Source organism: Ilyomonas limi, from assembly GCF_005233845.1.
GTDB classification, from domain to species: domain Bacteria; phylum Bacteroidota; class Bacteroidia; order Chitinophagales; family Chitinophagaceae; genus Ilyomonas; species Ilyomonas limi.
Map to the genome: position 1 here is coordinate 112,491 of NZ_SZQL01000015.1, position 21,958 is coordinate 134,448.

Genomic DNA, 21,958 nt, shown 5'->3' on the forward strand with positions numbered 1-21,958 from the left:
CTAAGATGCTCTATGTTTCTGATTTCGCTTGCAGTTGTTTATTGCTAAATTACCTGAACGATTCTGTCATCAAAACAAATTTAATTTAATAAATTATAAAATTTATACAATGCATTAGCATCTTATTGTATAATATTATCATGGTTAATTTCTTTTAATAAATTCACTTTCATTATGGCTATCATCTTTCTGGTTGCTTAAAGACTTTTTACATCTATGCAAACATATTTGATTGATTTGCCTGCATGCTCTTTATGATAAGAATAGGTGATATGAACAAGACCATCCGAAGTTTGTATAACACTTGGATATGAAAAACTTCCTGCGCCTTTTTCTTCGTTTTCAAGCGTATACTTTTTAGACCATGTTTTTCCTTCGTCATTGGACACATACAGCGAAAGCCTGTATCTGCCACCTTCGATATCGTTGCCAACAAAAAGCCATCTTCCATCTTTCAAAACACAAACTTCTACGCTTGCTGTATTGGGAATATCTGTTTTTATAGCAGCAGACCACGATGCACCACTATCCTTCGACGTACTTGTTTGCACCCTGTTTGGTTCATCACCGCTGTCCCGCATTAAGGCAATAATATCTCCATTCTTTCGCTGAGCAAGTGCCGGCTGAATAGGGCCTCTGCCAACAACAGGCAGCGAAGGTTTCCAGGTTGCGCCATCATCATCCGAAATTGCCATTAAGGACATATTAAAACCATCAGAGTATAAAGGCAGAATTATTTTGCCATTTTTTAAGATAAGGGGATGAATGCGCGTCATCCAGCCGGTGCTTCTTTTTGCAAGGTCTTTACTTGCTTCAATGATCATTTCGTCATAAGGTGGCGCATACGCAGACCAGCCGCTACCTTGTTCCGGAAGTTGTTTCAATTTTGCTTCTGTTTCCTTAGCAAAACGTTCATCAGGTTTTATTAAAATATCATCCTGCCAGTTCCAGGTTGGTGCTTTATCTCCATCATAATCAACAGATGTTTTGAAACGTAAAACAGCATGTTCCCAGCGATTTGCCTGAACAGCTATCCAAACAAGAAACAATTTTCCTTTTGCATTTAAGAATAATACCGGGTTACAATCCGGAAGACCATATGTATCTGCAAGCTCAAAAGGAGGACTCCATTCAGAACTTCCCTTTCTTAATCTTGCTCCCATAATTTTTACATCGTCTGCAGTTCGCTCTCCACTGCCATAAAACCATGCAACCAGCAGATCGCCGTTAGGTAAACTAACAATACTGCTGCCATGAACATGTTTTTCCTGCATAGGAAAAATCAACTGTGCATTCTTTGTTTGTACAGGTTGCCTCTCTTGTGCCGGGGCTGACAAAAAGTTTATAAAAAGAAAAAATAAGAGAACGATTTTTTTCATTAGGCAATTGTTAGAACTGGTTGTTTAAAGCTATTTGGAAATATAGTTGGTTAAATAGCAGCATCCAGTCTTCCGCCCGGCAGCAGAGCGTCTTCTATATTCACCTGTGCTATTTTTAAACGTGCACACCAGTCATTGAAGCTATCGTACAAGTTGTCCAGGTTTTGCTTTTGAGCAGGACTAAGCTCAAGTACATGTGCCCTGCTGATCGTCTTTACCGGGACTCCCCTTTTCCTGAGAAAATATTTTGCACTCAGGGGATAAGCAATATGAATTAAAGGATCTGCCTTTGTTAACGCCGATTGCAGCCACTTTACTTCTTCCTGCTTGTCCGGGTCATTTACATGTTCACACATCCATGCTATTACTTCAGGATAAAAATTTGCAGCGATGCACGACATTCCTTTTGCTCCCGACTGCATGGAAAACAGAGCATTGGGTGTATGTGCATCAAAAAACTCAAACCCAGGACTGTTTTTAATCACAGCAAGTTTTGCTTTTATATAATCCTGTTCAATGGAAGTATCCTTATGAAAAAAAAACCTGTTTGTTGTTATTAAACTTTCTAAAACAGAAGACGATATAATCCTTTTATAAGGTGCAGGACATTCATATAAACCTAACGGAATATTCCCGGTAAGGTGCAACATTTTCTCAAAATTTCTAAGCAGGATTTCATCGCTCTCTTCTACATTGGCGTAATGGCTTGTTATTAATACAACTGCGCTAATGCCTGTGTCGTAAATCTTCCTTGCAAATTCTGCTTTATCTTCTATGGTTAATCCAAACGAGCCTGTAGCGACCACGGGAACACGGCCTTTCGCAGATTTTACAACACTTCGTGTAAGCTCCAATCTTTCATCTTCACTTATGCTATACATTTCGCTGCTAAGGCAATTGGTAAAAAGACCTTTGGCACCTGCTGCTATATAAAATTCAACAAGTTTGCGTACCGCATCTTTATCTATTTTAGTCTTGAGATTATACGGTGTAATCATTACAGGAACTAATTTCTTCTCATCCGGATTCATATACAAGGCTATTTACAGATAAGCATTTTATGTAGTAATTGTACAAAGCCCGTTTAACGAGACCTGCGATAATACTCGTTTTTTTGATGCAGTTTGTCTGGAATATTTAACGCTGAATATTCTCTATGAATATAGTTCTTTCAATTATGGCAACAAGCTAATCCCTAACAAAAATAGCACAGGAGGTAAGCAAAACATTCCGTTTTCTTTGCTTATTATTATAGGATATTAGCACACTTTTAAAGCGATCATTTATTCCGTTTTTTAAAGAGAAAATTTAATGATAAGATGCACAATTTATTAAGCTGAAGGCTTAACCGGTAGTTAAGAAACTGCTCTTAATCCTGCAGTTTATAGGTTTATTACAGAAAATTGATTATACTTGATTATTTATTGTAAAATCAAAATTGTCAACCTATTATCTACTGTTGCTGTTTAAATTAATTGCTGTATGAAACCCCTTTTTCACAAAGTACCCCTTGGCTTGCAAAGCTCTTTTGGCATTCGTCATGATATTCAACAATATTTTCCAACGCTATGGCATTTCCACCCCGAACTGGAATTGCATTACGTTATAAGAGGTGAAGGGCTTCGTTTTATTGGTGATAATATCAGCAACTTTTCTGCCGGGGAAATTTTATTATTAGGAGAAAATTTACCCCATACCTGGAGATGCCGGGAAGCGTATTTTGAACAGAACTGCGGGTTGCAGGTGGAAGCTATTGTACTGCATTTTTTACCTACTTGTTTAGGAGAAGATTTTTTGAAACTGCCGGAAGCTTATCTGATATCAAAATTGTTTGAAAAGGCAAAAAAGGGAATGCTTATCACGGGTAGAACAAAAGAAAAATTAGCCAAACTGATGTATGCAGCGTTGAAAGCTGTAAATCTTGACCGTATTATTTTATTGCTTTCCATCATTAAAATTTTAGCAGAAACCAAGGACTTTACTTATATCGCTTCTGCACATGCATTTTATAAAACCAATGAAGCAGAAACGTTGCGGCTGAATAAAATTTACACGTACACATTGGCTAATTACAAAAAGAATATTTCATTGCATGAAATTTCAGGCATTGCCAATTTAAGCACTACGTCATTTTGCCGTTACTTTAAACTGATGACCCAAAAAACATACAATGATTTTTTGGTTGAAATCAGGATCAGTCATGCCTGCCGGCATTTGATAGAAGACAGGCTTCCAACAGAACTTATTTGCTTTGAATGCGGATTTAATAATGTTTCAAATTTTTACCGGAGTTTTAAAAAGATAACGGCTATGACGCCTTTTGAATACAAAAGCAAATACCTGAAAAACAGTAATTGACCAAGCGGCCTGTTGAATGATTATAGAATATTCTAAAATTTCGAAGAGAATAGCTGTAACTAAGCATGGCTCGTTAAGCATACAATCAAAAGGGTGAATGAAGCAACTTCCACCTGTACAGTTTTTCCCAATAATGTCTGTTAACGATGGCAGTAAAAAGCAAGAAAAATTAACACTTTTTGATATCTGAAAATAAAAAAGCCTTGTAAATCAACTATTTACAAGGCTTTGAGGTGCCCGGAACAGGAATCGAACCTGCACTCCCTTGCGAGAACCAGATTTTGAGTCTGGCGCGTCTACCAATTCCGCCATCCGGGCTTTTCTGAATTGGGCTGCAATATTAGTATATCAGTGCATACCTGCCAAAATACGTGTCAGGTATTTTTTCTTGTAATAATAATCTTTTACTTGCAGCAACTCTTCTTTGGCAGTAACACCTTCCTGATAATGCTCCACAATTTGCCGAACAGGTTCATATAAGTTTGATTGAATATCATAAATAGTAGATTGTATTTGCTGCAATGCCGTGGCATCTTCATCTATTTCAGCCTCTGCAATTTGCTCGTTCAGGTCCAGCATTGTTGCCAGAAAAGCACCCGGCAGTTGATTCTTTTCCTCTTCTTCCAGCAAGCCGTGCAGTTGAAGCACATATTTAATCGTTTCATCCGGCTGCTGCAATACTTTAAAAGCCCTGTTTATCAGCGATGATTTTTCCAGTGCTTGTATCTGCTCTTCCGCTGTAGCATTCGCAAAAAAATCCGGGTGGTAACGGCGGCTTAATTCATAAAACTTTTGTTTCACCTGCTGCACATCCGGCTTCATTGTAACAGGCATATTATAAAGCTCAAAATAATTCATTTCCTGCTTGCATTGCGGTACAAAGTTCACTCGTAATAGTGTAAATACGAAATGTAATTACCGGCAGCATTTATTTATTGCGCGCATTGCTAAACATACTGCTCCTACAGCACGCTGATTACTGTTTTTGTACTTTTTTACCTATTACCATTCCTGCTAAACTTTTCACAACGTACACCTTACATTTCATACTATACATAAAAAATCTTGTTTACTCCTGTCTGCCAACAGGCAGGCCTGTGTTATAAACATTCCGGCTCACAACATTTCATCAATAACCTTTACCTTTCCATCCCATACCATATACACTTCCCATGCTTACGATTGGCTTAATTAAAGAAGAAAAAATTCCTTCTGATAACCGCGTTGCACTTACGCCTGCACATTGCAAATGGTTGCTCACCAAAGTAGGTGGTTGCCGTATTGTAATAGAGCCATCTGAGAGCCGCTGCTTTGCCGATGAAGATTATGAAAGAGCCGGCGCTATTATTAGCAACAATTTAAGTGTGTGCGATGTGTTGCTGGGTATAAAAGAAGTGCCGGTTGCCAAGTTAATCCCAAACAAAACCTACTTATTTTTTTCGCATACCAAAAAAGGGCAGCCTCACAATCAGCAACTCATGCACGCTATGATAGATAAAGGCATTACGCTGGTAGATTATGAATGCCTGGAGCATGAAGATGGACAGCGCATTATCGGCTTTGGCTTTTTTGCAGGTGTTGTAGGCGCACACAATGGCATGATGGCTTATGGCAACCGCACTAAAACATTTTCGCTTGGCCGCGTGTATCAAAATAAAGATTACCGGCATCTCATCAATACGTATTTTGGACTGAAGTTACCCAACATTAAAATAACAGTTACCGGCAGCGGGCGCGTAGCGCACGGCATACTCGAAATTATGAACCTGATGGATGTGCAGGAAGTGGAACCGGAAGAGTATCTGCAGCGCAGTTTCAACTATCCGGTATATGTGCACCTCAAAGGCGCCGACCTGTACATACACAAAAACAAGCGCACGTATCAACGCGCTGAGTTTCATGCCAATCCTGAAGAATATGAATGTCTTTTTGAGCCATATTGCGCCCACACCGATATACTGATGAACGGTATTTATTGGGATAAAAGAATACCGCGTCTTTTTGAGCCGGAAACCATGCAAAACAGCGATTTTAACATACAAACCATTGCAGATATTACCGATGATACAGGTGGCAGCATCCCCTGCAATCTGGGCGATGCAACTATTACAAACCCGGTATATGGGGTAGATAAAATGACGAATACCAAAACAGCACCCTATCTGCCCACCAGTGTAGATGTAGTGGCTGTAGGCAATCTGCCCAACGAACTGCCTTGCGATGCGAGCCGGTACTTTGGAGATCAACTCATAAAATATGTGTTAGAGGACATTCTTAAAAAAGAAAGCAGCAGCATGATAGAGCGGGCGACTATTTTAAGGAATGGATACCTTACCGAACGGTTCGGGTATTTGAAAGATTATGCAGCGCATTAAATTTTCTTTATAAATACAGGTAATAATCTTTCAGCAATGCAACAAACGCATCTGTATAACTTCCGGCTTTATCTTTTATTATTATGGTTGTTTGTTCAGGTTCTTTTTGTTCTCTTCCAAACAATAACATACTTCTGAATAAAGCGTGCGCAGGTGTTTGTTGTACCCATGTTTTTTGATGTAAATAAAACCCTTCCCTTTGTGCTAAACTTTCAAATACTGTTGTACGATGATAGGGAAGTAACACAGCAAAATGTCCCGTTACAGAAAGGTGCATTTGTATTGCAGCCAACAACTCTTCAAAACCAAGCTGATGACTGTGCAAAGCCACGTTGCGCTGTGCATTGTTGCTTGCCAGATCGTTTTGAAAAAACGGTGGGTTGGATACAATAAAATCGTACTGCAAGGAGGACGAAAAAGATTGTATAGGAGCATTAACAGCATGCAATTGCCCATGCCACGGCGAAGCGGCAAAGTTTTCACTTGCTTGCTTTGCTGCATCAGCATCTATTTCTGTAGCATGTATAATACTGTTACTTAATTGTTGTGCAAGCATCAATGATAACAAACCGGTGCCTGCGCCAATATCTAAAATAGAATTGCTTTGCAGTTTTTTAGCGGCGATCTTATTTGCAGTCCATGCGCCAAACAGGCAGGCATCAGTACACACTTTCATAGCACAATGCTGCTGATATATTGTAAACTTTTTAAAGCGAAAAAAGTCATTAGGCATATTATTTCACCGAAAAGTTGTGAAGGCGCTAAGCTAATATATGAGGAGTAAAACGGAGTAATTTAAAAATTTAGCTGGTTTATTTAAGTTGTTTATTGTATAAAAATAAATGACCCTTTAAAGTTAAACGATTGCTTTTGAGGTTTAAACCAAAAACTAAACAGAGACTATATTTGCTGCTTATATTCACAATTGACCATTCGCAATTCACCGCTCCTCATTTCATCAACATTACTTACATTCGGCACACTTAAATCCTTACACTGATGAAAGTGTTGTTATTTACAATCTATAATTTGCTTTTTTGCTTATCCATCATACATGCGCAATCGTATGAATACATGTATAAAAAACAACCCGCAAATGATTCTACCATCAACATCAAAACCTATAATAATCAACATCTAAATGCCTATGCAGATAGTACAGACACCTCCAAAGTAATTGGCTTTGCAATAGCACCGTTATATAAAAAGCAACCCGAAAGTCCGCTTGGAAATTTAATGGCAGATTGTATGAAATTGTATGCAGAAAAACTATACAACAAAAATGTGGATGCGGCTTTTGTAAACTTTAGTGGTATGCGCGCTTATATACCTAAAGGTGATATTACCATTGGAACGATTTTTAAAGTAATGCCGTATGATAATAAGATAGTTTTACTCTCTATACAAGGTAATATATTCCGGCAGTTTTTAGATCATCAGGCAAGCCTTGGCGGCTGGCCTTGCTCTGGCATCAGCATGACTATTAAAGATAAGCAAGCCATTGACATTCAGATAAATAATCAACCATTAGAAGATACAAAAACATATACTGTTGCGGTAGCCGATTATATAGCCAATGGCGGCAATCAATGTACTATGTTCAAAGGCTTGCTGCAGCTCAATAAGAATCATTTATTTCGTACTGCTTTGATAGACTATATTGCCTCTTTTACAAAAGCAGGTAAACCTGTAACAGCCACCATAGAAAATCGCATTGTTTATAGAAATTAATAAAAAAAAAATTTATAAACATTGCATCAATTTTCCCATTAAAATACAGGTAGCTGCCAATTTTTCAGCATACCGCAAGCAAATATTTTTTTTATATTTGATGACTTGCGAATTCCCCACTACATCTTCTAAAAACGATTGTATGCTATTTGCCAAAACACATATAAAACATTCTTCTGTACACTCCAAAAAACAATCTTGTACAAATAAGCTGTATGTTTTTGTATATCCCGCGTTAAAAAAAATTTTGCCATTACCTGCAACTCCCTATTGAGGAAAAATTGGCTGATTAAAAAATTTTTTTTTCAACAAAAAGGTAGAAATTCGTCCTCCTGTCCTAATTTTTTTTCATACACAACAATGAAACGTTGGGACCTTACGAAATAGATTTCTTTAACTCTATAAACCGATATTGCCTATTATGCTATTAACCGCCGAATCCGTTTGGACTAATTGCTTGCAGATAATTAAGGATATTGTAGAGTGGCAGCACTACAAAACATGGTTCGAGCCCATTAAGGCCGTCGAACTAAAGGGAAATGTGTTGCTAATACAGGTACCCAGCCAGTTTTTTTATGAGTACTTAGAGGAGCACTACATTAATCTGCTGGCAAAAATACTGAAGCGTGAGCTGGGCAAAGATGCCCGGCTGGAATACCGTATTATGGTAGACAGCGGCAATAATGGTCGCAATGGCTCGATGGATATTGCCGCGAGCAATGGTAAAGTATATGTAAATAATGAAATGGAATTTCCACTGGTAATTAATAACCCCGTTAAGAATCCTTTTGTGATTCCGGGATTAAAAAAAGTGCAGATAGATCCGCAACTCAATCCGGCTTATACCTTCGACTCATTGATAGAAGGCGATTGCAACAGGGTAGCGCGGCGTGCCGGTAAAACGGTAGCCGAAAAGCCCGGTGCCAGTTCCTTCAATCCGCTGGTTATTTATGGTGGTGTGGGTTTGGGCAAAACGCATTTGGCGCAATGTATTGGCAACGAAGTAAAACGTCTGCATCCCAACAAAGTAGTATTGTATGTAAGCAGTGAGAAATTTATCAACCAGTTTCAGGATCACAGCCGTAACAATGCTATTAACGACTTTATTCATTTCTACCAGTTAATAGATGTGTTGATTATTGATGATGTTCAATTCTTCAACCGTGCCGAAAGAAGCCAGGATGCTTTCTTTGCTATATTCAATCATTTGCACCAAAGCGGTAAACAACTCGTGCTTACATCAGACAAAGCCCCCAAAGATCTTGACGGTTTGCAGGAGCGTTTGCTCAGCCGTTTTCGCTGGGGCTTAAGTGCCGACCTGATGATGCCCGACTACGAAACGCGTATAGAGATACTGGAACGCAAAATGAAGATTGATGGCTGCGATATGCCCAAAGAAGTAGTGAAATATGTAGCCTACAACATCAGCACCAATGTACGCGAGCTGGAAGGTGCGTTAATATCGTTGCTGGCGCAATCATCGCTCAATAAGCGCGACATAGATGTAGAACTAGCCAAGAAAGTGCTGCGCAATTTTGTGAAAACGAGCAGTAAAGAAATCACTATTGATATTATACAAAAAATGGTGTGCGAATATTTTGATGTGCCATACGATAAATTGCTGCAAAAAACCCGCAAGCGCGAGATTGTGCAGGCACGGCAAATTACTATGTACCTCGCCAAATCATTTACCAAAAATTCGCTCAAAACCATTGGCGAACATTTTGGTGGTCGCGACCATACCACCGTTATCCACAGTTGTCAAACCGTAAAAGACCTGATGGATACAGATAGTTTGTTTAAAGAAAATGTAATAGAGCTTACGCAAAAAGTACAGCTTGCCTCTATGTAAGATACTTACTACACCTACAACCAAACAACTTTTTCAAAAGCCCCGCCCGCATGCGGGGCTTTTGCTTTGTAATGTTACAAGCTATATAGTGTTGCTATAAAGCTTCGGTTGCAGCCAGTGGTGCTAAAGATGCCACCGCATACTTCCACCGCGCAATAAAAACTGAGCATTTATTTGTATGAGCGTCTGAAAATAAAAAACCTCTTCAATATTGAAGAGGTTTTGTCGGGGCGGCAGGATTCGAACCTACGACCTCCTGGTCCCAAACCAGGCGCGATACCGGGCTACGCTACGCCCCGAAGAAAATGATTAATGAGCGGTGAGGGAGGGATTCGAACCCTCGGTACAGAGTTACCCGTACGGCAGTTTAGCAAACTACTGATTTAAGCCACTCATCCACCTCACCGTTTCTCACACTCTATTTAGGGGCTGCAAAAATAGGAGTATGACTGTGAAATGCCAAATGAAAATTGAACAGAATTGTAAGAGACTTTATTTTTATATATCTTAACAAAAAACCTCTCCGGTAGCGGCGAGGTTTTATAAAAGTATAACAGTATAAAATATAATAGTGCAGGAATAATACTGCGGGTAAATAATTTTAAACGTATATAAAACTAACTTATGCACCCATATACATGGCCAATGCAATTGGAAGTGCGATAATAATGCCACCAAAAACAATACGTTTGATAATATTCATTTTGTGGTTGACAATTAGCGTATCAATACATAAGAACCAGGCAAGCACAATACCGGTAACGCCTGCCAGCACAATGAGGCTTTTAAATACAATACCAATAATCATTAACGATAAACTTACAAACAATAGTGCAAGCGGAGCAATATCTTGCCGCGTCAGGTCGAGCTTCTTCATATCCTGTATTTTATGGGATTTTCATGTATAAATTCCTGATAGGTTTAGTAAAATTTTATGCCAAATATTCCCGATATAACAGTCCGTTCTGTTAATTAATATGTACAACTGCTTGATAGTAAACCAAAAGAATGGATAAAAAAATTTCTAACAAGTTTTATGATCAACTCCTTCCTTTTCACATTCTATTCATTGATTAATGAAAATGGACATTATTATTTTCATTAATCAAATGTATTTCAATAAAAAAGGAGGTTGCCACACTGTAGAAAACCGGTGTGGCACTTTTTTCTTATCTACAGTTTAAATAAGTTGTATTAAATAAGTTATTATAAATATGCTAAAACTTATAGCATTAAACACCACTCTTTTATCCTCTACATGCCTTTGCATTGCTCTTAGCCATCGTTATTTGCAGGAAATATTAAACAACTTTATTGCGAGCGAAACAATCTGTATGCTGGTAAAAGTGGAATTAATGATAGCATTAGTATCTTTTCAATAAAAATACTGCTCTAATTTTCCTATCATCTTTTTCTATACCTGTGATGTTTCTCACCGGTAAATACTTGCTGGCTGGTAAAGAACATCAATAGCAGCAATAATTTATTTGTCATAAAAGCTGTTGTACTTTCACCTCATACAACTACTGCCGGCATGAAGAACTACAACAAACTACTGTATGCACTTGCTTTATTAAGATTAGTGTTGCCTTACCTGTTGCAAAACCCTGTGTACGAGCCGCACCGGGACGAATTTTTATATTTAGCCGAAGGAAATCATGTAGCCTGGGGCTTTATGGAAGTGCCGCCAATGCTCAGCATTTTTGCATGGCTTACCCACCTGTTGGGCGGTGGTATGTTTTGGATAAAGCTTTGGCCGTCGCTGTTTGGCGCTGCTACTTTTATAGTTGCCGGTAAAATAGTATTATCGCAGGGCGGAAGAAGTTTTGCACTGTGGCTCCTTTTTTTATCCTTCACCTTTAGTGTATATCTCCGATTGTTCTTTCTATTTCAGCCCAATCCACCCGAAGTATTTTTTTGGACAATGATGGTGTATAGCATTATTCGTTATATACAAACCGGCAAAAACAGATGGCTATATGTGTTTGGCGTAGCTGTTGGTTTGGGTATGCTGAGTAAATATTCGGTAGCATTTTATACGGTAAGCCTGCTAGCGGGTGTGCTGCTTACAAAGTATCGCACCATCTTTATCAGTAAGCATTTTTGGCTGGCTGCATTGGCAGGTTTTATTATTTTTTTGCCCAACTTATTGTGGCAATACCATCATCAGTTTCCGGTTTTTCATCATATGCGCGAGTTGCAGCAAACACAGTTGCAATATATTAGCCCGCTATCTTTTCTCTCCGACCAGTTATTGATGTTTGCACCCTGCTTTTTTGTATGGCTGGCTGGCTTGTATTATGTTTTCTTTTCGCGCAATGAAAAACGGTTTCGCTTTGCAGGTTGGGCGTATGTATTTGTTATCATTATTCTATTAATCGGTCGCGGAAAAAATTATTATGCACTTGGTGCTTACCCTGTGTTGCTGGCTTTTGGCGCTTATTATCTGGAGCACATTACAATTGCAAAAAAGATGTGGCGCTATATAATGATGGTGCCCATTTTTATTTTGGGTTTCGTTTTTTTACCGCTGTTGCTGCCTATATATGAGCCTGCTAAATTGGCTGCATTTTACCAGAAAATGGGTATAAACAAAACTGGCCTTTTAAAATGGGAAGATCTTAAAAATCATCCCTTGCCGCAAGACTTTTCTGATATGCTGGGCTGGGAAGAAATGACAAAAAAAGTAGCGGCAGCGTATCGCTCTTTATCGCCTGCAGAGCAGCAGCAAACGCTTATTTTTTGTAACAATTATGGCATGGCGGGCGCCGTTAATTATTATGGAAGAAAATATGGCTTGCCCGAAGCATACAGCGACAATGCAAGCTTTTTATACTGGTTGCCGGAAAATAAGCCAATGACCAATTTGATTTTGGTAACAGAAGATACTGATGAATTAGCACACGATTATATCCGCTTTTTCAAATCGGCACAGTTTACCGATAGCGTAACAAATGTGTACGCCAGGGAATATGGCGATTTTATAATGCTGGCAAAAGGCGCTGATGAGCGTTTTACACGCTTCTTCCATCAAAAAATAGCGGAGGATAAGGCGGAAATGAAATAGCAAATTTGATAGCACACGAATGACACGGACTAAAGCATGGATAAGAAAGGATTGATTTATCATAGAAATAAATCCTTTAATTACCGGTTTAATCAATTGTTCTCATCAGTATCATCCTTATCCAAGGATAAGCCGTGTGCTATAGATTCTTTTTACCTTTGAAAAATAATAACGATTGTATGAGTCCATCCTTTCATCGCCCGATACGCGTACTGGTTGCTAAAGTAGGTTTGGATGGGCACGACCGCGGTGCCAAAGTAATTGCCGCCTCCCTGCGCGATGCCGGTATGGAAGTGATTTATACCGGGCTGCGGCAAACGCCCGAAATGGTGGTGAATGCTGCCTTGCAAGAGGATGTGGATGCTATTGGCATTAGTATTTTAAGCGGTGCCCATATGACTGTTTTTCCAAGAGTACTGGCATTGCTGAAGGAAAAAAATATGACTGATGTATTGCTTACCGGTGGCGGCATTATACCACAGGATGATATGCAGCAATTACAGCAAATGGGCGTTGGTAAATTATTTTCGCCCGGCACACCCACTAAGGAAATTGCCGGTTATATCACCGGATGGGTGAAGAGTAACAGACCGTTTTGATTAGTATATTGCTGAAGTACATTAACTATTATGCCTGCAACCCATAGTAGTATTAAATAAGGTTTTGTAGCGTCATGTAAGCTCCAAATGTAACAACCTTTTCATTTATCTGTTTTATACTAAAAGAAAAAGCCTGCAAATATTTACAGGCTTTTTATGATTATATCGAAATCAGAAAAGCAGCGCGTTATATTTAAAAATGCAAGGCTATTTTCTACTTGTTGAGTCTATAGGTTGCCGCTCCTGTAACTCTCTGATCCAGATGTTTCTAAAGCTCAACGGCTCACTCTTATCGCCATGTGCTTGCAACTTAATAGGAGATGCACCATGCGCCTGGCGGTAAGCCGGTGAACCTATATATTGGGTTGGTCCCAAAAGTGCAGTGTGGTCTTGTACCAACACCCCATTATGAAACACCGTAGCATAAGCCGGTGTTTTTACTGTACCATCCCCATTAAAGCGAGGAGCAGTCCAAACCACATCGTAAGTTTGCCACACATCATTAGGAAAGCTGGCATTTACCAGCGGCGGACTTTGTTTGTAAAGAGAAGCTGCCTGACCATTTACATACGTTGGATTGTTGTAAGAATCTAAAATCTGCAATTCATATCCTGCATCACCAGACCCTAAAGAAGCTAAAAACAAACCACTGTTGCCACGTGCCTGTCCGCTGCCGGTGAGCGTTTTAGGCTCTTTCCATTCAATGTGCAACTGGTAGTCCATAAAGGATTGTTTCGTACGGATGTTGCCTTTGGTTTTGTCAACGGTAAGGATGCCGTTGGCTACCTTCCACTCGGCAGGCTTGGTAGTGTCCTGCGCATCTTCCCACTGATCGAGGTTTTTGCCATCAAATAAAGCAATAGCATCCGAAGGTGCAGCGCCGCAGGTTTTACCAGGCGTTACCACTTTAGGCACAGGCGAGTAGAATTCTGTTTCTTCGGGCTTCATTTTTTGCTGTTGGTCCTGTGCATGCGATACAGCAGTAAACAATACGGCGGCAGACATGATTAATAAATGTTTGTGTTTCATGTGTGTTGATTGGTTATAAAATATATTTGTTGATGTAGTTAATAATAAAGCAATCTGAGTTCTCTTTTAAAAGTCTGTATAGCAATTATCTTTTCTTTAGTAAAGCAAAAAATAAAATTATATAAACTGCGGCAAAAACATTTTTTATTCTAGGCCTTACATCTTCTCTTTTATTTTTTTATTCCATCATTTTTAAGAATTCATCCTCATTAATGATCTTAATAGTAGTAATCTTTTTTGCTTTCTCCAGCTTACTACCAGCATCTTCGCCCACTACCAGATAATTCAATTTGCTGCTGATGCCACTCATTATTTTACCGCCATGCTGTTCCACCATTTCTTCTGCTTCACTACGTTTAAGCTTGCTGAGACTGCCGGTAAACAAAAAAGTTTGATTGTCAAGCATATTTTTTTCACCATTGCTTTCTTTCTTCTGGTTATTCATATGCACACCCAGCAATTGCAACTCGTGCAGCATTTCAATGTTTTGCGCATTTTCAAAAAACTGGTGAATAGAAGCAGCTACTTTTACACCAATATCTTCCAGACCTTGCAGTTCTTCAATGCTTTTATTTTGCAAATCAAACACATTATTTACCGCATTTGCCAATGTTTTAGCAGTCGTTTCGCCTACATAGCGAATACCCAAAGCGTATATCAACCGATGCAATGGCTGCTGCTTTGAAGCTTCAATAGCATTACGCAAATTGTCAATAGACTTCTTACCAAAACCTTCCAGCTCTGCTATTTTATCATAGTTTAGTTTGTAAATGCCGGGCACATCGGGCAATAATCCCAGTGCATTAAACTTGCGGATGTTTGCTTCGCCGAAATGCTTGATGTCTATGGCATCTTTGCTCACAAAATGTATCATTCTTTCCAGCGTTTGTGCCGGACATTCTATATTTACGCAACGCCACACCGCCTCGCTTTCTTCTTTAAACAGTTGACTGCCGCAGGCAGGGCAATGTGTTGGAAAAACAATGGTTGTTTCTTCGCCGGTGCGCAGCTCGGGCAACGATTTCACAATTTGCGGTATCACATCACCGGCTCTTTCTACCAGCACGGCATCACCGATTTTTAAATCCTTTTCGCGTATGTATTCTTCATTATGAATAGAAATACTACCTACTGTAACGCCGCCAATATGCACCGGGTCTATCTTGGCTACGGGCGTTACTGCACCGGTTCTGCCTACATTAAACTCTACTGCTTTTAGCTTGCTTGTAGCTTGTCGTGCTTTAAATTTAAACGCCATTGCCCAGCGCGGGTGGTGCGAGGTCATGCCCAGTTTATCCTGCAAATGGAGGTCATTTACCTTTATTACCATGCCGTCAATTTCGTAGGGCAGATCGTCTCTTTTGCTTTCGTATTCATGGCAGTAATCAATCACACCCTGTATGCCTTTTACTACCTTTTTTTCTTTTTCAGGACTGCGAAAGCCCAATTGCCATAAGAGTTCCAGCGATTGTGCATGCGTGGTAAACGGCACATCTTTGCGCTCCAGATTTTCTTTGGAATGGTCGGTTTCATCACTCACACGAACACCTTCTGTGGTGGTATAATCGCTGATGTGATAAAGAAATGCCTCCAAACCTCTCTTTGCCGTTTCCTTAGGGTCAATCATGCGTAAGGAGCCGCTGGCAGCATTGCGCGGGTTGGCCAGCAAAGGCAGTCCGGCTTCCATGCGCTGATCGTTGAATTTTTTAAACTTGTTCTTCGTCATAATGACTTCGCCGCGAATTTCGATTTCTTCAATACCATATCGCCTGAAATCTGCCGACAGCGGAATGGAGCGTACCTGTTTGATATTATTGGTAATGTCTTCGCCCTGCACACCATCACCGCGCGTAACGCCACGCACCAATTGATTATGCTCATATACCAAAGAAATGCTGGCACCATCAAACTTGGGCTCTACGCAATATTCCACTGCATCTAAACCCGATAGTTCTCTTACTTTTCTATCCCAGTCCTGCAAATCTTCTGCATCGTACGAGTTTTCGAGCGAGAGCATCGGCACTAAATGTTGTACCGTTGGAAAAACTTTTGTTAACCCTTTGCCCACGCGCTGCGTAGGCGAATCGGGTGTCACCAGTGTTGGGTCTGCTGTTTCTAAAGCCACCAGTACCTTATACAAAGTATCATACTCATAATCGGAAATAAGCGGGTCGTTTAATACATAATAGCGATACTCGTGAAAGCGTAATACGCTGCGTAGCAATTGGATATTTTGTTGGTCAGCCGGAATACGCTGTTGCAGAAAGTCGGCAGTTGCCTGTTGCAATTCTTTGGTTTGTTGTAGCGAATACATGCGGTAAAGATATTTGTTCAAATCGTAAATTGCTGCGCTTTGTAAGGGTAATTATGGAACATGATTCGTTCTTATTTTTGTAATTTTACTTCTATTACTTACTGTAAGAAAACTTTACTTTCGGAGTTTAAAATTGCTTTCTTGCCAATATGATGAATGACATTGATAGTATTGCCGTCCCGGAAACCACACTCATCAAAGACGTACATAAATTAGTAGCTTCTTACCCACGTGTGCCTATAACGGTGGACTGTGTGATATTTGGGTTTGATGAAAATGAATTGAAAGTATTACTCATCCGCAGCGACCTTGAGATATATAAAGATAAATGGAGCTTACTGGGCGATTTTGCTGCTGACAATGAGGAACTAACGGATGCTGCTTACCGTGTGTTGCAGCAGCGCACCGGGATGACCAACGTGTATCTGGAAGAGGTAAAAACGTTTAGCAATCCACATCGACATCCCGGTGGGCGGGTGCTTACAGTGGCTTATTGTTCGCTATTAAATATTGAGCACCATCAGTTGAAACGCATGGATAATGAACTGCACTGGCACAAAGTGCAGGGACTTACCAATATGGCTTTCGACCATAAAGAAATTATTGATGAATGCTATCACTGGCTGCAAAAGCGCATTATGGAGCATCCATTAGGCTTTAATTTATTACCTGATAAGTTTTCGCTCCGGGAGCTGCAAAACCTCTACGAAGCTATCTTGAATGTAAAATTGGATCGCCGCAATTTCCGCAAGAAATTTTTTGCAATGGATTTATTGATAGATACCGGAGAATACGAAGATGATGTACCGCACCGCCCCGGCAGGCTGTATAAGTTTGATTTTAAAAAATACGAATGTTCCAAACGCAAATGGTCTGGCATAGACTTTTAATGACAGTGTATGTAAAGCACGCGGGTTGATGCAGGAATACTATGCGATTATTATCAATAGCTTTTATATAGTTGTTGCAAAAATAAAAAGCTAAAGTGGTGAAATTATAGCTGAATACAGTAAAAACCGGGTCATAAAACTTGATTCTAAATTAAATAAAATATCGAAAGAATAGGACATATGACAGATAACAATTTAAAGCTTTCGTTTTCCTGCCTGCAAAAGTTGATCATTGTCTTATTCATTATGGGTATTTCCATCAATCTCTCTGCCCAACAGCCCATCAGTGTGGTGGTAGCTGGTTTGAATCACGACCACGTGCATGGTATATTAAGCCAATACAAAAAAGGCACAGTAAATATAATAGGCATCGCTGAGCCCGATAAACAGTTGCAGCAAAAATTCAGCAAGCTGTATCACTTGCCTGATTCATTGTTTTTTGATGATCTTCAAAAGTTGTTGACAGCGAAGAAGCCGGATGCGGTATTGGGCTATAATGCCGTAGCCAATCACCTGCAAATTGTGGAAATATGTGCGCCTTTAGGAATTTCCGTTATGGTAGAAAAGCCCTTGGCGGCAACTTTGGAACAGGCAAAACAAATGGAAGCTTTAGCTAACAAATATTACATAAAAGTTTTAACGAATTACGAAACTACCTGGTATCCCTCTTACCAGGATGTTTACAACACGGTAAGTAACGGTGGCATAGGGCAAATTAAAAGAATAGTGGCGCATGATGGCCACCAGGGACCGAAAGAGATTGGTTGCAGTACGGATTTCTTAAGCTGGCTCACAGACCCTGTTTTAAATGGCGCCGGCGCCTTAAATGACTTCGGTTGCTATGGCGCCGATTTAATGACCTGGCTAATGCACGGTAGTAAACCCATTGCCGTTACGGCCATTACCAGGCATTACAAAACCGATGTCTATCCTAAAGTGGATGATGATGCGACGGTACTTGTAGAATACCCAACAGCAACAGGGCAAATAGAGGCTTCGTGGAACTGGCCTTTTTCGATAAAAGATCTGGAAGTATTTGGTGAAACCGGATACTTACACGCGCTTGATAAAGAGCATATTAACAGCAGGATGCGGGAAAATATTAAAGATGCTAAAATTGCCCAGCCTTTACCTGTACCCATAAATGACCCCATCAGCTACTTAACGGCAGTATTACAGCATAAAATATCCGGACAGAATGATCAATCATCATTACAATATAACATGATTGTTATGGAAATACTGGATGCAGCAAAGCGATCGGCTGCAACTGGCAAAAGAGTAGTTTTATAAAGCAACCTGCTTAACCATTTTTACCACATTCATTTATAAGTCATTTAATATTTATCAGATAAATATAGTGCATTCACTATACTATCTCTTAAGCGCTGCATTAAAATGCACTGTTATCTTCCTTTCAACATTCTGAAAAAAACTACGACGTATATCTTTGGTGCTGCAATGGAGGAGTGCTACCAAGCCGTAGCATGCCTGGGATTAATAATGATGAAATAATTTCAATAATAAAATAAACAGCGCTCATGGTATAATTGATAATATAATCAAATGCAAAGTAGCGAAACGATACACTTTCGTATTAGTTATATTTTAATAGTTTCATTTCGCTGCATTTAATTGTGAAAAACATTTCTTAAAAAAAACTTAGCACGTAATTTATTCACACGCCCGGCGTTGTTTTGTGGTACAAGTTACTTTAGCAAAAACCAATACAATTCTAAATCTAATGGGGATTTTACTACAGATTGCGGATACGGCTTCTAAAGCAATGACCGATGCAGCAGCAGCAACGCCCGACAAAATAACATTGGGCAGCCTGCTGGAAAAAGGAGGCTGGCTCATGTATCCGCTGTATATTTTACTTGCGGCTGCCATTTTTGTTTTTTTTGAGCGCTTGATCGCCGTGCGCAAGGCTTCGAAGATTGATACCAACTTCATGAATATCATACGTGATAATATTGTTTCGGGAAATGTGAGCGCTGCACGAAATCTCACAAAAAATACCGATAACCCGGTGGCACGCATGATAGACAAGGGCATTCAACGCATAGGCAAGCCGATTGACACCATTGAAAAAAGCATGGAAAATGTGGGTAAACTGGAGATGTATAAAATGGAGCGCAACCTGTCTATCCTATCGTTGATTGCCGGTATTGCGCCGCTCTTTGGCTTTTTAGGCACGATTGCAGGTATGATCCAGTTGTTTTACGAAATAAACAGCAAGGGCTTTGAACTAAATGCAATTGCCGGCGGTATTTATGTAAAAATGATTACGTCTGCTGCAGGTTTAATTATTGGTTTGGTAGCGTATGTGGGCTACAATTATTTATCTACTCAAATAGATAAAACAGCCAACCGCATGGAAGCCGCCAGCACCGAATTTCTGGATGTATTGCTGGAACCAACGAGATAGGCAATGTACGATTTACGATGTGTGATGTACGATGTGAGTAATGGTTAAGTTACATTATTTACTCACAACTCACACATTCACCATTGACAATTATCTGTCAACCGTCATCTATCAACTGTCAACTCAATAATGAATATACGCAAACGATTAAGAAACCATCCTGAAATGCACACCGGTGCATTGAACGATATATTGTTTATACTGCTGATGTTTTTTTTGATTGTATCTACGTTGGCAAACCCCAATGTAGTAAAAGTCAACAACCCCAAAGGCACAAAAGACACTAAATCGAAACAGAATATTGTAGTGTCTATCAATAAAGACCAGCAGGTATTTATTGGCCAGAAAGCAGTTGATATGAATCAATTAGATACTTTGCTGAAGCTGGAAGTGGCTAAAGCGCACTCGGTAACCGACACGCCTTCGGTAGTTATCAATGCCGATACTATTTCTTATTACGGCGAAGTATTTCGCATTATGCAAAGTGCCAAGCGCGCCGGTGCCAGAGTGGTGGCAAATGTGAAGTAACTTTGTGTATGCACCTGATGATGCGAACTTTACTTTCTGTTGTGCTGTTTGCAACAAATGCTCCACTTTTTGCACAGCACATCAATGATTCGCTGCTCGCTAAAGTAGCACGGCGTTTTGAAGAAACACAGCATCTTTCGCTTCAGAAGATTATTCCACCAACTGCATTACAGGCGGGACAAATGCCTGAAGAAAGATTGCCCTGCTACCCGGGCAGGCAGGTAACCGTAGTTGCGATATTTGATAAAAAACCCGTTGCGGCCTATGGGCGGATGCTTGTAATGAAGCGCATTACATCTACTACCCAATTTGATGAGCATCTTTTCCAACGAGCTGGCTATGATGAAACTTTTAAAGTGAATTATGTTTTGTTAAGCGTTTATTTTCCACCGGAAGCCACTTATAAAAATTGTAATACTATACTGCAGGTGTATGATAAAAAAGAGCCTTCCAACAAAGTGTGGCTGATCATACTAACTAAATAAGGCTGCTTTTATCATCCGCTCTTTGCCTTGCATATCTTTTCTTAGCTCGATATTTTTGTAGCCTTTTGCCGCCAGCATATCAATTATTTCTTTCCCATACGCTTCATTGATTTCAAAGAATAACAAGCCATTATTGTTTAAGTGCTGTAAGCCAAAAAAAACAATGGTTTCATAAAACAATAATGGTTTTTCATCAGGCACAAACAGCGCAGTATGCGGCTCATATTGCAGCACATTATTGTGCATTCCGGTTGCTTCTTTTTTAGTAATGTATGGCGGATTGCTTACGATAATGTCAAATTGCCTAAGTTGATTCCAGGAAGTTGTATTTAATATATCCAATAAATGGAAATCTATAAGCGCTCCCTGCGTTGATGCATTTCTTTTTGCCACATCTAAAGCTTTTTCAGAAATATCCACGGCATCAACGGATGCAAAAGGTAAATGCTTTTTTAAAGCAATAGGAATGCAACCACTGCCCGTACCAATGTCAAGGATCGAAACCTGGTTCTTGTATCTTGCCCCTTGTTCCTTGTTCCTTATGTCTTGTATCTTGTTCCTTTCACTCTTTGCTTCCTGCATTATCCAATCAACAAGCTCTTCCGTTTCGGGGCGGGGAATTAATACATTTTCATCTACATACAAATTCATCCCATAAAACGGCGCTTCGTGCAAAATATATTGCAAGGGTTTTTGTTGCAGCAATTCATTAGTCATTATTCGAAAAGTTTGCGCCTGTTCATTTGTGAGTGGTTGATGTTTATTGATAAGCCTGCCCGTATTATCTAAACCGGTAATATGCGCTGTTACGGCAGCAGCAACAGCAGCAGCTTCGCGCTGATCGTAAATAGTTTGGAGTTGCTTGCGCAATTGTTCGTATGCCTGCTGAACGGTTGTCATACCACAATAATAGGCATTGA

The 21,958-nt window shown here is 39.7% G+C and carries 19 protein-coding genes and 3 tRNA genes; 11 read left to right on the top strand and 11 right to left on the bottom strand.

All coding sequences use genetic code 11. The annotated features are described in order from the left end of the window. Positions 1 to 197: 197 nt before the first annotated feature. The gene (locus FC093_RS17545; RefSeq protein ID WP_137263111.1) at positions 198 to 1,379 is read right to left on the bottom strand and encodes a sialidase family protein; all 1,182 of its coding nucleotides are present in this window, start codon (positions 1,377 to 1,379) and stop codon (positions 198 to 200) included. Positions 1,380 to 1,429: 50 nt separating this feature from the next. Beyond that, positions 1,430 to 2,410, bottom strand: coding sequence for a dihydrodipicolinate synthase family protein (locus FC093_RS17550; RefSeq protein ID WP_137263112.1), 981 nt, complete (start codon positions 2,408 to 2,410; stop codon positions 1,430 to 1,432). Positions 2,411 to 2,861: 451 nt separating this feature from the next. Between FC093_RS17550 and FC093_RS17555 the strand changes: the two genes are divergently transcribed. Further along, on the top strand, positions 2,862 to 3,737 hold the full coding sequence (locus tag FC093_RS17555; RefSeq protein WP_137263113.1) for an AraC family transcriptional regulator: 876 nt from the start codon (positions 2,862 to 2,864) through the stop codon (positions 3,735 to 3,737). Positions 3,738 to 3,971: 234 nt separating this feature from the next. On the opposite strand, the gene FC093_RS17560 is transcribed toward FC093_RS17555, so the two are convergent. Next, positions 3,972 to 4,055, bottom strand: a tRNA-Leu gene (locus tag FC093_RS17560). A 30-nt stretch (positions 4,056 to 4,085) separates the two neighbouring features. Then, the gene (gene hscB / locus FC093_RS17565; RefSeq protein ID WP_137263114.1) at positions 4,086 to 4,595 is read right to left on the bottom strand and encodes a Fe-S protein assembly co-chaperone HscB; all 510 of its coding nucleotides are present in this window, start codon (positions 4,593 to 4,595) and stop codon (positions 4,086 to 4,088) included. Between the two features lie 314 nt (positions 4,596 to 4,909). Here hscB and FC093_RS17570 point away from each other — a divergent pair, with 314 nt between their 5' ends. Beyond that, complete coding sequence (locus FC093_RS17570) at positions 4,910 to 6,112, top strand: NAD(P)-dependent oxidoreductase (protein WP_137263115.1); 1,203 nt, start codon at positions 4,910 to 4,912, stop codon at positions 6,110 to 6,112. A gap of 7 nt (positions 6,113 to 6,119) precedes the next feature. Here FC093_RS17570 and FC093_RS17575 read toward each other — a convergent pair whose 3' ends face one another. Next, the gene (locus tag FC093_RS17575) at positions 6,120 to 6,788 is read right to left on the bottom strand and encodes a tRNA1(Val) (adenine(37)-N6)-methyltransferase (RefSeq protein ID WP_170971141.1); all 669 of its coding nucleotides are present in this window, start codon (positions 6,786 to 6,788) and stop codon (positions 6,120 to 6,122) included. A gap of 398 nt (positions 6,789 to 7,186) precedes the next feature. Here FC093_RS17575 and FC093_RS17580 point away from each other — a divergent pair, with 398 nt between their 5' ends. Beyond that, a complete protein-coding gene (locus tag FC093_RS17580) occupies positions 7,187 to 7,843 on the top strand; it encodes a 5'-nucleotidase C-terminal domain-containing protein (protein WP_170971142.1) in 657 nt (218 codons plus the stop codon). A 421-nt stretch (positions 7,844 to 8,264) separates the two neighbouring features. Beyond that, positions 8,265 to 9,695 (top strand): chromosomal replication initiator protein DnaA, encoded by a 1,431-nt coding sequence (gene dnaA, locus FC093_RS17585; RefSeq protein ID WP_137263118.1) that lies wholly within the window; start codon positions 8,265 to 8,267, stop codon positions 9,693 to 9,695. 225 nt (positions 9,696 to 9,920) lie between these two features. Here the strand turns inward: dnaA and FC093_RS17590 are convergent. The 3 genes from FC093_RS17590 to FC093_RS17600 all read right to left on the bottom strand — a co-directional run bounded on the left by FC093_RS17590 (position 9,921) and on the right by FC093_RS17600 (position 10,572). Next, positions 9,921 to 9,994 (bottom strand) — tRNA-Pro (locus FC093_RS17590). An 18-nt stretch (positions 9,995 to 10,012) separates the two neighbouring features. Further along, positions 10,013 to 10,101, bottom strand: a tRNA-Ser gene (locus FC093_RS17595). Between the two features lie 216 nt (positions 10,102 to 10,317). Next, positions 10,318 to 10,572: a hypothetical protein gene (locus FC093_RS17600; protein WP_137263119.1), complete on the bottom strand. Its 255-nt coding sequence runs from the start codon at positions 10,570 to 10,572 to the stop codon at positions 10,318 to 10,320. Positions 10,573 to 11,229: 657 nt separating this feature from the next. Between FC093_RS17600 and FC093_RS17605 the strand changes: the two genes are divergently transcribed. After that, positions 11,230 to 12,762, top strand: coding sequence for a glycosyltransferase family 39 protein (locus FC093_RS17605; RefSeq protein WP_137263120.1), 1,533 nt, complete (start codon positions 11,230 to 11,232; stop codon positions 12,760 to 12,762). 179 nt (positions 12,763 to 12,941) lie between these two features. After that, positions 12,942 to 13,361: a cobalamin B12-binding domain-containing protein gene (locus FC093_RS17610; RefSeq protein ID WP_137263121.1), complete on the top strand. Its 420-nt coding sequence runs from the start codon at positions 12,942 to 12,944 to the stop codon at positions 13,359 to 13,361. A 207-nt stretch (positions 13,362 to 13,568) separates the two neighbouring features. On the opposite strand, the gene FC093_RS17615 is transcribed toward FC093_RS17610, so the two are convergent. Next, positions 13,569 to 14,390, bottom strand: coding sequence for a 3-keto-disaccharide hydrolase (locus FC093_RS17615; protein WP_137263122.1), 822 nt, complete (start codon positions 14,388 to 14,390; stop codon positions 13,569 to 13,571). Positions 14,391 to 14,568: 178 nt separating this feature from the next. Continuing rightward, positions 14,569 to 16,704 carry an NAD-dependent DNA ligase LigA gene (gene ligA / locus FC093_RS17620; protein WP_137263123.1) on the bottom strand — a complete coding sequence of 712 codons (2,136 nt, stop codon included), beginning with the start codon at positions 16,702 to 16,704 and terminating at the stop codon, positions 14,569 to 14,571. Between the two features lie 149 nt (positions 16,705 to 16,853). On the opposite strand from ligA, the gene FC093_RS17625 reads away from it, so the two are divergent. The 5 genes from FC093_RS17625 to FC093_RS17645 all read left to right on the top strand — a co-directional run bounded on the left by FC093_RS17625 (position 16,854) and on the right by FC093_RS17645 (position 21,038). Further along, positions 16,854 to 17,594 carry an NUDIX hydrolase gene (locus FC093_RS17625; protein WP_240743349.1) on the top strand — a complete coding sequence of 247 codons (741 nt, stop codon included), beginning with the start codon at positions 16,854 to 16,856 and terminating at the stop codon, positions 17,592 to 17,594. 180 nt (positions 17,595 to 17,774) lie between these two features. Continuing rightward, positions 17,775 to 18,887 carry a Gfo/Idh/MocA family protein gene (locus FC093_RS17630; RefSeq protein WP_170971143.1) on the top strand — a complete coding sequence of 371 codons (1,113 nt, stop codon included), beginning with the start codon at positions 17,775 to 17,777 and terminating at the stop codon, positions 18,885 to 18,887. A gap of 451 nt (positions 18,888 to 19,338) precedes the next feature. After that, positions 19,339 to 20,025: a MotA/TolQ/ExbB proton channel family protein gene (locus FC093_RS17635; RefSeq protein ID WP_137263124.1), complete on the top strand. Its 687-nt coding sequence runs from the start codon at positions 19,339 to 19,341 to the stop codon at positions 20,023 to 20,025. A gap of 129 nt (positions 20,026 to 20,154) precedes the next feature. Beyond that, the gene (locus FC093_RS17640) at positions 20,155 to 20,553 is read left to right on the top strand and encodes an ExbD/TolR family protein (RefSeq protein ID WP_137263125.1); all 399 of its coding nucleotides are present in this window, start codon (positions 20,155 to 20,157) and stop codon (positions 20,551 to 20,553) included. Positions 20,554 to 20,570: 17 nt separating this feature from the next. Further along, complete coding sequence (locus FC093_RS17645) at positions 20,571 to 21,038, top strand: hypothetical protein (RefSeq protein WP_137263126.1); 468 nt, start codon at positions 20,571 to 20,573, stop codon at positions 21,036 to 21,038. Here FC093_RS17645 and prmC read toward each other — a convergent pair. Beyond that, the gene (gene prmC, locus FC093_RS17650) at positions 21,027 to 21,938 is read right to left on the bottom strand and encodes a peptide chain release factor N(5)-glutamine methyltransferase (RefSeq protein WP_137263127.1); all 912 of its coding nucleotides are present in this window, start codon (positions 21,936 to 21,938) and stop codon (positions 21,027 to 21,029) included. The genes FC093_RS17645 and prmC overlap by 12 nt on opposite strands. Positions 21,939 to 21,958 lie beyond the last annotated feature (20 nt).

Excerpts from the sequence above, each read along its gene's own strand:
- FC093_RS17645 (WP_137263126.1), top strand. The coding sequence starts at position 20,571 with ATGATGCGAACTTTACTTTCTGTTGTGCTGTTTGCAACAAATGCTCCA.
- FC093_RS17605 (WP_137263120.1), top strand. The coding sequence starts at position 11,230 with ATGAAGAACTACAACAAACTACTGTATGCACTTGCTTTATTAAGATTA.
- FC093_RS17575 (WP_170971141.1), bottom strand. The coding sequence starts at position 6,788 with ATGAAAGTGTGTACTGATGCCTGCCTGTTTGGCGCATGGACTGCAAAT.
- FC093_RS17580 (WP_170971142.1), top strand. The coding sequence starts at position 7,187 with ATGTATAAAAAACAACCCGCAAATGATTCTACCATCAACATCAAAACC.
- FC093_RS17545 (WP_137263111.1), bottom strand. The coding sequence starts at position 1,379 with ATGAAAAAAATCGTTCTCTTATTTTTTCTTTTTATAAACTTTTTGTCA.
- FC093_RS17640 (WP_137263125.1), top strand. The coding sequence starts at position 20,155 with ATGAATATACGCAAACGATTAAGAAACCATCCTGAAATGCACACCGGT.
- FC093_RS17615 (WP_137263122.1), bottom strand. The coding sequence starts at position 14,390 with ATGAAACACAAACATTTATTAATCATGTCTGCCGCCGTATTGTTTACT.
- FC093_RS17555 (WP_137263113.1), top strand. The coding sequence starts at position 2,862 with ATGAAACCCCTTTTTCACAAAGTACCCCTTGGCTTGCAAAGCTCTTTT.
- hscB (WP_137263114.1), bottom strand. The coding sequence starts at position 4,595 with ATGAATTATTTTGAGCTTTATAATATGCCTGTTACAATGAAGCCGGAT.
- FC093_RS17635 (WP_137263124.1), top strand. The coding sequence starts at position 19,339 with ATGGGGATTTTACTACAGATTGCGGATACGGCTTCTAAAGCAATGACC.
- prmC (WP_137263127.1), bottom strand. The coding sequence starts at position 21,938 with ATGACAACCGTTCAGCAGGCATACGAACAATTGCGCAAGCAACTCCAA.
- FC093_RS17600 (WP_137263119.1), bottom strand. The coding sequence starts at position 10,572 with ATGAAGAAGCTCGACCTGACGCGGCAAGATATTGCTCCGCTTGCACTA.
- FC093_RS17570 (WP_137263115.1), top strand. The coding sequence starts at position 4,910 with ATGCTTACGATTGGCTTAATTAAAGAAGAAAAAATTCCTTCTGATAAC.
- FC093_RS17625 (WP_240743349.1), top strand. The coding sequence starts at position 16,854 with ATGATGAATGACATTGATAGTATTGCCGTCCCGGAAACCACACTCATC.
- FC093_RS17550 (WP_137263112.1), bottom strand. The coding sequence starts at position 2,410 with ATGAATCCGGATGAGAAGAAATTAGTTCCTGTAATGATTACACCGTAT.
- FC093_RS17610 (WP_137263121.1), top strand. The coding sequence starts at position 12,942 with ATGAGTCCATCCTTTCATCGCCCGATACGCGTACTGGTTGCTAAAGTA.
- FC093_RS17630 (WP_170971143.1), top strand. The coding sequence starts at position 17,775 with ATGACAGATAACAATTTAAAGCTTTCGTTTTCCTGCCTGCAAAAGTTG.
- dnaA (WP_137263118.1), top strand. The coding sequence starts at position 8,265 with ATGCTATTAACCGCCGAATCCGTTTGGACTAATTGCTTGCAGATAATT.
- ligA (WP_137263123.1), bottom strand. The coding sequence starts at position 16,704 with ATGTATTCGCTACAACAAACCAAAGAATTGCAACAGGCAACTGCCGAC.